The 10424-nt window shown below is 47.9% G+C and carries 10 protein-coding genes; 1 reads left to right on the forward strand and 9 read right to left on the reverse strand.

The features are described 5' to 3' along the window. Positions 1-19: 19 nt before the first annotated feature. Genes FJM67_RS03100 through traL form a run of 4 tightly spaced genes read right to left on the reverse strand, consistent with a single transcriptional unit; the run spans position 20 to position 3096 of the window. Entirely contained in the window at positions 20-1309 is a 1290-nt protein-coding gene (locus FJM67_RS03100) for a TraB/VirB10 family protein (protein WP_140587208.1), read from the reverse strand. A 2-nt stretch (positions 1310-1311) separates the two neighbouring features. Continuing rightward, entirely contained in the window at positions 1312-2211 is a 900-nt protein-coding gene (locus FJM67_RS03105) for a TraK domain-containing protein (RefSeq protein WP_407943553.1), read from the reverse strand. Further along, positions 2192-2818, reverse strand: a complete 627-nt coding sequence (locus FJM67_RS03110; protein ID WP_140587209.1) for a TraE/TraK family type IV conjugative transfer system protein — start codon at positions 2816-2818, stop codon at positions 2192-2194. The genes FJM67_RS03105 and FJM67_RS03110 overlap by 20 nt, the downstream gene beginning before the upstream one ends. Continuing rightward, positions 2815-3096 carry a type IV conjugative transfer system protein TraL gene (gene traL, locus FJM67_RS03115; protein WP_140587210.1) on the reverse strand — a complete coding sequence of 94 codons (282 nt, stop codon included), beginning with the start codon at positions 3094-3096 and terminating at the stop codon, positions 2815-2817. The genes FJM67_RS03110 and traL overlap by 4 nt, the downstream gene beginning before the upstream one ends. Positions 3097-3329: 233 nt before the next feature. Between traL and FJM67_RS03120 the strand changes: the two genes are divergently transcribed. After that, positions 3330-3548 carry a HigA family addiction module antitoxin gene (locus tag FJM67_RS03120; RefSeq protein ID WP_140587211.1) on the forward strand — a complete coding sequence of 73 codons (219 nt, stop codon included), beginning with the start codon at positions 3330-3332 and terminating at the stop codon, positions 3546-3548. 273 nt (positions 3549-3821) lie between these two features. On the opposite strand, the gene FJM67_RS03125 is transcribed toward FJM67_RS03120, so the two are convergent. The 5 genes from FJM67_RS03125 to mobH form a co-directional block, all read right to left on the reverse strand. Continuing rightward, on the reverse strand, positions 3822-4928 hold the full coding sequence (locus tag FJM67_RS03125; protein WP_140587212.1) for a Fic family protein: 1107 nt from the start codon (positions 4926-4928) through the stop codon (positions 3822-3824). A 138-nt stretch (positions 4929-5066) separates the two neighbouring features. Then, positions 5067-5702 carry a DUF4400 domain-containing protein gene (locus FJM67_RS03130; RefSeq protein ID WP_140587213.1) on the reverse strand — a complete coding sequence of 212 codons (636 nt, stop codon included), beginning with the start codon at positions 5700-5702 and terminating at the stop codon, positions 5067-5069. Next, on the reverse strand, positions 5689-6249 hold the full coding sequence (locus FJM67_RS03135) for a conjugative transfer protein (RefSeq protein WP_122067048.1): 561 nt from the start codon (positions 6247-6249) through the stop codon (positions 5689-5691). Before FJM67_RS03135 ends, FJM67_RS03130 begins: the two co-directional genes overlap by 14 nt. 9 nt (positions 6250-6258) lie before the next feature. Further along, a complete protein-coding gene (traD, locus tag FJM67_RS03140) occupies positions 6259-8079 on the reverse strand; it encodes a conjugative transfer system coupling protein TraD (protein ID WP_122067047.1) in 1821 nt (606 codons plus the stop codon). Between the two features lie 48 nt (positions 8080-8127). Continuing rightward, positions 8128-10278, reverse strand: coding sequence for a MobH family relaxase (mobH, locus tag FJM67_RS03145; RefSeq protein WP_140587214.1), 2151 nt, complete (start codon positions 10276-10278; stop codon positions 8128-8130). Positions 10279-10424: the final 146 nt, after the last annotated feature.

Genomic DNA, 10424 nt, shown 5'->3' on the forward strand with positions numbered 1-10424 from the left:
AGCAACATGCAGGATTTTTTCATCTTCTTGCACCTCCCCCTTGCGAAGTGGCCAACGACAACGAGGCACCACGAGTGACTATGACTTCAATTTTCCTTGCAGCGTCTACCTCTATGACTGGGAACATATTTTCAGCCATGTCCAAATAGAACTTGGCCACTCGATCCAATGCTTTACCTGTGCCTTTAATCGCAGCGCCTTGTAATGCTTCTTGGCTCATGACTTTCTGGTACAGCTGAGTATCACCGGCATTACCCGTCTGAATCGTCGGCACAGGATTCACATCAAATGCGCCTGCCAAGCCCTGAAGGAATCCGGCCATCATCGATCTGGCCACCAGCTGGCCTTGTTTCGACACTAATCGGCCACGAATACCGGCTTTGCCGTCTTCACCCACGGCATAAGAATCCAGCCGTGTTTCAATGACGCCACCATCTTCTCTCACACATGAAATGGTCTCGCCTCGCAAATAAGCACGCTCAGAGCTCAAATCACCGTAACCTGCGGCGATCAAGAAACACTCTTTGATATCCGCTCTAAATCGGTTGGGTAAAATGGCTTCCTTTTGAATCCTCAGCAATGCAGGAAAAGGCTCGCGTCTTGCGGACTCGTGAGTAGGGGCATCCAAACCCGTGATCAAAGTACCTGAGATGATGCTGCCCGCCGGTAGATACAAAGGCGGCGCTTCTTGCACAACAACGTCTGGTTTGACAACCACTTCAGGCTCAATCATACGAATCGTGATTGGCGGCAATGGAACATCCCGAGCTCGTGTGCCTTGGCCATTGGCTGGCTGCTGATAGAGCGGATCAGGCAGCGGCGCATTGGCAAAATAGTCGTCTGGGTTAGACGGCAGTGGCTTTTCGTCTTTAGGCAATTCCATGGCAGATAAAGGCACTTCAAAACGGCTATTTGTGCCTTCAACTGCTGCATCACCTCCAGCGCGAACATCATCAAGTTCCGCTCGAAGGCGAGCCAACTCCGCATTGACCTCACTTGGTATAGAAGGCGAACCTGGGCTTAGCCGTCCTGAATCGACGTCACGACGCAAGCGCTCAACTTCACGACGTAACTGTTCATTGCGCTCACTGAGTAGTTTTACGTTCGCAGCCAAACTATCGACCCCAACATCACGAGTATTGGTATCCGTAAGAATGTGCCGGATCGTTTCCTGCCGGTTCCGACTGCTTGAGCCATCGTCAGAATTAGGTGAAAACACCATCACCATAAGGATGAGACCACCAGCAATACCAGCAACCGATAGACCCCGCTTCATGTTCGGGCTCATTTGTTCCCATTGTGCTTTCATCGTTATTCACCTCCCACAAGAAGCGAAGGTCGCAGACTTTCCACCGCTTCTTCACGATGATTGCGAACAACCACATACAACTCAGTCTTTTCACCCGGCAACAAGATATTGCGAGGCCAGTAGGCGCTTGCCACTATATCTGGTGCATAACAGGCTATTTCTCTGGCTTCTATCGGCTCATCGGCAAAGCTTTCAACCAGTCCTACATAGACGGTGAAGTAATGTCCCGTCACAATTTGCCCCTGCTTAAAACCAAACTTTAAGCCCGGCTGAAAACATTTCGGGCTTTTGTCAGTTTGGCCAGCTAAACGGATGTCATAGCCTTGTGGTAACTCATTTAGTGCAAGGCGTCTGAGTAAATCACGTAAGCTATCGACGTATGGCTGAGCCGTTTCCCAAGTGGCGGCTTTTCGGTTCACGACGTCCTTAATAGGCCACTGCTGACCATTAATAGCTAAGGTGACTTCACGCGGTGGAATACGACGAGGTACTAAGGTGACAGATAATGCGGGAGCTTCCTGACCAGGCGGAGTGATGTAAAGTGAAACCGGTGATTCTTTGTCCGTGGCCACATATACAACATTCCCCTTGATTTGCGTCTGAGCATCACTGGTTGTTCTCACCTGAGGCGATTCAAACGGCGTCACAATCCGATTCAGATGACCAAGAGCTACAGGGATCAGTTCATTAACCCCCGGTGTCATCAGTAGCGTTGTTGGCACATCCGTTGAAACCGTATTGGTTTGAACCGGTGGATTTGCAGTAGCAGACTGCTTCATCACACTGGCTGGCACAATCGGCAATTCCACGTCTGCATACGACGCTTGAGATAAAAGGACGCCACTCAAGCTCATTGCGATTAAGCTTGGTGTTATCCATCGACTAATTTTGGTTCGCATCATTCACCCTCCGGTTTTGCTCTTGGGTCAACTTTTCACGAACTCGCTTCGTTCTAGCTGGCCCCTCATACGTATCCATCCAACTGAGCTTTGGACGGTATTGCTCAATATCGATGTCAAACTCATAGGTGCGAGTTTGGCGCTGTTCATCTCCAGATGGTCCAGAGACCAATGAATAACCGGTCACAAAGACATGGCCGGTTTCATACTCATACTCCACTTGTCTGGGTTGGAATTTGAGCGTGACTCGGTCTTCACGGATCTGTCTTGCCTGAATCTCCAGTGCATCGACCACTTGCTGGTACACCGCTGGAGAAAGTAGCGGCTCAATGGCAACCCGGATGAAAGACACATTACCCGGCGTCACGTTGCCCATAAGCTCAGCCAGGTAGAGTCCCCAGGATTCAAGGTAAGGTTGAGTGGCTTGGTTTCGTGACACTTCAGCCGTTTCAGACAAGGTTGGTGGTTGAATGGCTACCACGGTATTGCGAGAAAATGCCGCTACAGCAAGCAGCAAATTAGATAGCACCAGCACTGCAATCAGGAACCGCTGCCATCGGTTCTCTAATTGCGTGCCTTGCCATGATTTTAAAAACACGTCGAACTTCACGGCAGATAGCTCCTGATAAATGGGTTAGGGATCGTCTTGGCTTTGGTTGGCAACAGTCCGGCCCAGTAGATGGCGTGAAGAATAAAACCATCCGGGCGACCATCACGAAAACGCCGATAGAGCTTGGTTGTCACCAACCCCAACAGGCATAAAACCAAGGCATTACCGGTAAAAATGCCGATCACTAGCCCAAACAGAATGGGAGCCATCTCATCGGCACTCCAAAGCAGGAAGTGCGGCGGGTCATCGATATAGGATGGAATATTTACAGGTTCCATAGTCACTCCTCGTTGTTTGAATTGAGAAGTGAAGGATGCCTCGGGATTGGCAGGTTCAGTGGTCAGCTAGATACAGAATTCTTGAAGGTTTTGAGGTGGCTTAGTGATTCTGCTATTACAATCATATTGATATCGCAACCTTGAGGGTTACAATTAATTCACGATAATTGGCACGTTACATTCAGATTTAACAGACGTGATGCAGAAATTACTAACTACGAGGATTATCACTAATGACTATGCATAACCCAGCTCACCCTGGTGAGATATTAAAAGAGTTGGTCATCGAGCCGTTGGAGTTGACGATTACCGATGTTGCAGAGCACTTAAATGTAAGCCGTAAAACCCTATCCAAGGTATTGAACGGACGAGGTGCAATAACTCCGGAAATGGCCGTCCGCTTGGAACTGGCTTTTGCTAAGCCCTCTGCTGACCACTGGTTACGCCTGTAAAATGCTTATGTTTTATCAGCTCTCAGAAATAAAAAGACAATGCTGAAAGTCCAATCTTATGAACTCGCGTAGGGTTAAAATTGATGTCTCTAAAAACATTGAAAGAAAAAGCACTTAAAAATCCTAGTGTTGTACGGGAATATCATAAACTAAGTCGCGAATTTGCTTTAATCGAACGGAAACTTAAACGTAAAATCGCTCGAACACGCAACCCTTAAGCTAGTTGAAAATTGTCACTAGTTCTATTGGCGTATTCTCTCAATGCTCGTGTTTTTAACTCAAGCGCGCGAGCCTATAACGAGTACTCCTCCCCCCGGCTTCACTTTTTACCAAGCAACCAATCTCGACCAACGCCGCTAGATGACGAGAAGCGGTTGGCTTACTCACTTTCGCCACTTTATGATATTGCGACGTATTAATGCCTTGGTCAAAATCTCCATCAAGCATTCGATTGAGCACTTTAACTTGTTCCGAGGACAGTCGCGTTTGATCGACATTTCGCCAGAAGTTTGTTTTAAAAACCGTTTGGTCGATTTCTTCAAGCACATTGGTAAATGTTTCACCTAAGGTGTTTAAAAACCACATAAGCCAAGCGGTAATATCAAGTTCACCTTTCTGGGATTGCTCTAATATTTCGTAGTAGCTTTTACGGTTGGCTAAAATCGCCACTGACATTGCATAGAAACGGACTGATTGACGCTCAGCTTGCGCCAGTGCCAAATCAGTAAGTAAGCGGGTGATCCTGCCATTGCCGTCATCCAAAGGATGGAGCGTCACAAACCAAAGATGTGTTATCGCAGCTCTAAGCAATGGGTCTAGAGCGGGGTCCTTACGAGAGTCATTAAACCAGCGGATAAACATGTCCAGTTCAGACTCAAGCACATCTCGGCTTGGCGCTTCAAAATGCACCGTGGGTTTATCTATTCTGCCCGATACAACCTGCATAGGCTCATCCCCACGTAACTGCCCTCCTATAACAGGATTAAACATGGTATAACCGTCAGGAAACAGTCGTTTATGCCACTGTAATATTCTTTCAAGTGAGAGAGGCGAGACTAAATTCTCCACCGCATCTAACATTATTTCTGCTAAGCCATCAGTGCGTTCAGTGGTTGGAAATGGTTTTTCTTCAGAAAGACCGAGCTTATTAGCCAAGGACGAGCGAACAGAAAAAGCATTGAGCTTCTCACCTTCAATGGCACTCGAATGAATAATGTTCGCCAATAGCGTGTCTAACATACTTTGCTTTTGGTCTTTAGGTTGGCTCGACATCTTGCCCAACAACATTCCTTGGTGAAAGCGAATGTCGCGTAACTTGGGTTCAATGACTTTTTCATCCCAGATAAAGTTCGGCCAGTCAGCTTGTTGCCAGATCCACATCTTGTCGCCTTTTTGATTTAAATAACAGCCTATTCAAATCATAACATGATTGGAATAAAACTCATAATCGAATCAAATAATGATATGAATAAGTCAGATATTCATATCATCCTGTCTTAGTAACTATCAATTTAGATCTCATATTTTCTTCTGCAAGTGGCTTAACGCCAACCCTGCCATCAATGCCAAGCCGATGATCAGCGACGGTAGCACCACCGGTGGAATAGCCAGCGGTGCAAACAATCCCATAAACAGCAAAATGACACCTGAGCCCAGGATAATCATGCTGTAGCGGTGAATGATAGGGCTCGAAAAATCAAAGGTTGTTTTCTTAATCTTCCAGGTCATCAAACCGTCCCACAGCGCCGGTAACATGAGAATAAGTGCAAAGGGCAACCAGACCATCAGCAAAGCAAATCGAGTGAACACTTGGTACAACACATCAAAAAATGCCTGAATACGGTCTTCTATCCAGACAAACCAAAAGCCTCCCATGTTCTCCATCCCTTTAGAGCGAAGTCGTTGCTCTTGCGTGGGGATTAGAAAATCTCGCACAGATTGCTCCATCTGCGTATCCACAATCCATGACTGATACCAGCCATGGCTAGTTTGACCAATCCAATAGCTTGTTTGTGCGCCCAATTGATTTTGGATCATCTGCTTCTCTTTACTAATAACCCGGCCAGTCCAATCACCGGGCACTAACACGCCAATGGCAATAATCTCCAGCATCAGTGCCAGACACAGCAGCCAAACCGACTTATGCTTGCTCATGCCAAACATCCTCTTCTACTCGCGCCAGCATGGCTGCAACGGTTGGCGTCATAATCCGGGCTTTAATCACTTGTTGAAGCCGCTTTGTCGTCGTATGACCACTTTCATAACGCACATCGATGCGTCCTTCAGCTAAATACGCCATCCGATTTGGACGATTACGCATCCAGGTGTGGAAATAGACACCATCCACAGCGGCCCACTCGAAATGGTCAGGATCACGCAGGCGAATCCCTGTTAAAGCACTGGCGGCAGTCCAGGTCAGTGCCTCAATGAAATGCCCCAGTCGTACACTGTCATCATCACAACTGACTTCTTCATAACTGCCCAAGCCATTACACAGACACAAATCAAAGATGGAATGGCCATCTAACGTGAGCGCATCTGTTAAATAGTCCGCCAAACAGTGCACTGAAGCCAACGCATGAGGCCAGTCGGTTTCAAGCAGTCTTAATGCTTCCTTGAACTGAGGGTTATGTTGCTGCCAGTGAGCGAGCATTTCTTTACTGGTAAGTGTTGTCATTTTCAGACAGACAGAATGATGCATACAGACTCCTTATGCTGCCTGTGTAGAGCTGGTTAAAATAGGAATGCGACCTTTGATCACGCGGCCACCTGAAAGCTTGGCGATGTACTCCAGGTTGGGGAGCTGGCCTAATAACTGCGGTGGAAACATATCGCCTTCTTCCTCCATCAAGCGCTCGCCATGATTGCCGGTAAATAACGCGGGGCTGTCCGAGTTGGACGACATACCTTGAGTTTGCATGATGTACTGCAACCGAGTCTTAGGCAGATTGTCAGTAATGTACTGCTGCGTTTCGGTATCCATCACCCGAAGAGCTATCAGGTTGTTGATGTTACCTAACACCTGGCGTGCCTTAGCTTCGCTGCCTGTACGAGCTGCAAAGTCAGCAAAGGCCTGAGTAGCAATCACACAACGCATTTTTGCGCCACGGCCTTTGTTGAGCAGTTGAATGAAGGGATCGTTGACGACTTCAGCCGCCTCATCGATGAAGATATTTACGGGACGATTTTCAACACCATAGTTATAGCGGTCACCGGCCACGGCGGTGAGATCGGATAAAAGCAACGAACCAATGGCGCTGCCAACCATGGCGTCGGTCAATGAATCCAACCCGATATAGGCCACTTGGGCATTGTTGATAATACGGCCAGAATCCGTAATTAACCGGCTGTCATCCACATCGTTTGCAATAGGTGATAGCAATGGACCTAGTTCACTTGAGGTGAGCATATTGAGCACCGGCATCAATGAAGCCACCATCTTGGAATAGTGGGTTCTGTCATGCTCAAACATACTCAATAGCCCTTCCAAATCGGTATTGGCGGCAACGGGCTGAATGCGTTCGTAATAAAAAAGCAGCATCGCCATGGCTTGTTTAGCCAAGGTATTGGCCTTTTCAGTAAAGCGTTTAACCTCCACACTAAAGTTCGGATACACCTGCTCCCCCCAGGCTGTGACGGCTTTTACTACCAAGCCTTCTGGGCCACCTTCCAAGAATCGTCTCAGTGTTTTCAGATCAGGACGCTGTGACGTAAGCAACAGACCTTGCACTATGTTATTCAGTGCCATTTGGCCAAAAGCTTTAAATGGATCAGCACCGGTTTCAGATGGGATTAATGCCGCAATTCGGCTGGCAATTTCGGTGCCCCGGTTAAAGTTTCTAAGAGGATTAAGACGTACTGAATGCTCTGGAAAACCCGGATGAAAATACACAAAGCGCTCAGGACTACCGGCGGCAATACAGGCTCGCTGTGCATTATCCTTAAGTTCCTTGTCTCCCTTAGGGTCAATAATAATCACGGCTTCATTACGCAAAATGGCCTGAGTGATCATCGCATCAAAGCAACGGGTTTTTCCGGCACCGGTTGTGCCGACAATTAAGGTATGCCCCTCGGTGTGACCAACTGGCTGGTACACATCTTCTTCTTTGGGCTCAACACCATGAATCCAGGTCGAACCCATTTGTTTGCCGTGACCTTGGTTAAGCAAGGTTTGCTTATCCCGCTTTAAGATTTCATAAGCGCGTTGGGCATGACGTTGATCCCACTCAAAGCCATACCCTAACCACAATTCATCAGGATGTTTTGCCATCACTTTTTGTAAATGCGACAGCTCCATAAAAGCCAAAGGTTTGCCTTTTAGCCCCTTCTGCAACTTATAAAGACGGTAAGCCTCAGGCAGGCGATACAACGCCATGCCCGAGGAAATGCCTGTCATCCACCAAAATGGCTCAGGTGGTAGCTCAGTCAGCATTTCTGCGGCAATTGCCCCAGTTGCCCCAACCAGCCAACCTGCTGTTGCCATGGCTTCATAGTTCGTGCGCCAGGGCATCTCGTATGCGTTTTCTTTCATTCATGCTCCGCAAAATAACCGTTTACAATCCGCTTAACTTCAAATGGATTAACGTTTAGCGTGAGCGGTAAACAGAACCGTTTCCCCCTCATCAAACTGGCACTGGTCACTGGCCGAGATCCCCCGAAGCAGCTGTCCGGCTGGAATGCCATGCTCATTGGCGACTTGGCGTAAGGTTTGAATCGTGACGCGAATACCATCGGCACTATGATCCACGTCTGGGTAATCGCCATCGGTCAGTAAGATGGGCAAATCTTTCACAAAATTAACCATCTGTTGCCGCTGCGCGTGTTTGGGGTCTGTACTTGAGTTCGCATTGGGCGCAATCGGCTTTTGCTTACGCTCAGCTCTTGTGGCGAGCTCTTTTGCTTGGGCATTGGTTGTCTCAGTTCGACTCGGACGCGGTAAGGCCTCTTCGTTCTGAATTGCTGCCGCCGGTTCTGCGTCTTGTTTGGAGAGTTCTAACAGTGCAGTAAGCCCTTTAGAAATAGATACTTTCAGCAGTAACCCTTGCTCCTGAACTCCTTCATTCGTAGTCTCGGTTCTGGCCTTACGTGTAGGGTTTGCAGGATCTAGTTCAAGCCAATCCAATCGACTGAGTTCAGCAAGCAGTTTTCGGGGTGCACACCAAGGTCTTACGGCATCGGGATAGCGGATCAGAAGCTGTTCACCAACCATAATCAACGCACTGCTGGCCTCTGGGAGCCACGCCAAAGATTCAGGGAGATTCAATGCCTCTGCATCGTGCTGGTTTACGTTATTTGAGATAGCGCCATCATATGAATTGTTAGGCTTTTCACATCCATCACCTGGAGCATTTTCAGTTGCCTGGGGGTTATTAACATCACTGGCAAGACGAAGTTCATCATCTTGTTCGAACGAGTTTGTCGATGGTGACTCAGTCGATTTTCTATGTTCGATTGATGATGACGCTTCAGGCAAGTCTGAATGCTCACTGGAGCGACTCTGTGGCTCTGCTTGTGTTTGCTGTGTTGCTTCCCACTCAGATTTGCTAAACAGTCTCACACTACTTGGTACATTCGAGTTGAACAATAAATCGGCCTCAGATATATGCAGCATGGGTAACCAGATGGGCTTGTCGTCTTTGATCAGCACTTCAGGGGCAAGGCTTTCATATCGCTCATTCGAGGCGGATTTAGTGGCCAATCCTCGCTCAATAAGGATGTCCGCAAGGGTATCGGGATCTCTTGGAATGCCAGGTATCTTGTCTTTGGCCAACAGCTCAATGATGTCCTTAGCCGCGCTTTTCCAAACCAGGTAAAGATGGGTTGATTGATTCGATTTTCGTAACCAGACTCTGGCGTCTCGCTGATTGACCAGCCACTGGGAACTGGCAAGTAATCGCCTCATGGCATCAAGTAGATAGCGTTCGACTGGGACACCAAGGGCATTGTCGTCAACGGAAATTCGTTGAGCTTTCAGGTCTCGCTGGACACTGGTTTGGTCAGCTTCAATGACCAGTTTAGACAGGACATGCTCGGGATCGGTATTGCCGATTGCTTCCAGCATGGCTTGCAAAATTTCAGGGCCCGGCTGGGTTAACCAGGCGAGCAACTCAGGTGTCATCACCCGGTTTAACACCAGAATTGAAAATTGCTCGTGCCGCTTGCACCGTCCGTCGCGCCAGCGAATGAAATAGCGTTCAATGCTGTTGTTACTGGTCCACTGGGATAATGTTTCTAAAAAAGGGTTCCACTGATAGCGTCCATCTTCGTCTGTAATGGACAAGTCTGAAACAGGTTTACCTATATCATGGAACAAACCGCCAAGAGCCGCGGCAACACGCCACCTTGGCTCTAGCTCTTTTTTCTCAACCGGTGTGCCACTGGCAACGAAGATGATCCCTTCAGCTGCTTGTGCCGCCCAGAAAGCAACTTCCAAAGAATGACGTAATAAACCACCCGCACCGCTGTGATGATGATACTCAGAAGCTGGCAGTAAGTGGACATAAGCAGCCAGATGGTCAATGCAGGGCTGAATCAGTCTTTGAAACTCACGCTGATTAAAGCCAAGTACCTGGCGCAGTTTGGCAATTAGCTCGTCTTGTGTGGACTGCAAATCCTCAGGTGACGCAGCTGGCAACCCCTTCAGGAATGGCGGATAGCGCGGAATTTCTGTATCCAGTTGCGATGAAAGCTCTGGTAGTGCTTTGGTTTGAAAAAATAGTTTTTTGAACATAGTGAACCTCCGACACGATAGTGTGAAGGTTCATAAAATCACCGGCGGTGAATTAGTCGCCCCTGAAAAACTCTCAACCCATTGAATACAACGTGTTTTTATACGATAGTTAATACCGAAATCTTGCTATAAATACGCCGTAAGGC

The sequence above is a fragment of the Maribrevibacterium harenarium genome (assembly GCF_006385675.1).
GTDB classification, from domain to species: Bacteria; Pseudomonadota; Gammaproteobacteria; order Pseudomonadales; family Marinomonadaceae; genus Marinomonas; species Marinomonas harenarium.

Excerpts from the sequence above, each read along its gene's own strand:
- FJM67_RS03100 (WP_140587208.1), bottom strand. The coding sequence starts at position 1,309 with ATGAAAGCACAATGGGAACAAATGAGCCCGAACATGAAGCGGGGTCTA.
- FJM67_RS03105 (WP_407943553.1), bottom strand. The coding sequence starts at position 2,211 with ATGATGCGAACCAAAATTAGTCGATGGATAACACCAAGCTTAATCGCA.
- traL (WP_140587210.1), bottom strand. The coding sequence starts at position 3,096 with ATGGAACCTGTAAATATTCCATCCTATATCGATGACCCGCCGCACTTC.
- FJM67_RS03120 (WP_140587211.1), top strand. The coding sequence starts at position 3,330 with ATGACTATGCATAACCCAGCTCACCCTGGTGAGATATTAAAAGAGTTG.
- FJM67_RS03125 (WP_140587212.1), bottom strand. The coding sequence starts at position 4,928 with ATGTGGATCTGGCAACAAGCTGACTGGCCGAACTTTATCTGGGATGAA.
- FJM67_RS03130 (WP_140587213.1), bottom strand. The coding sequence starts at position 5,702 with ATGAGCAAGCATAAGTCGGTTTGGCTGCTGTGTCTGGCACTGATGCTG.
- FJM67_RS03135 (WP_122067048.1), bottom strand. The coding sequence starts at position 6,249 with ATGCATCATTCTGTCTGTCTGAAAATGACAACACTTACCAGTAAAGAA.
- traD (WP_122067047.1), bottom strand. The coding sequence starts at position 8,079 with ATGAAAGAAAACGCATACGAGATGCCCTGGCGCACGAACTATGAAGCC.
- mobH (WP_140587214.1), bottom strand. The coding sequence starts at position 10,278 with ATGTTCAAAAAACTATTTTTTCAAACCAAAGCACTACCAGAGCTTTCA.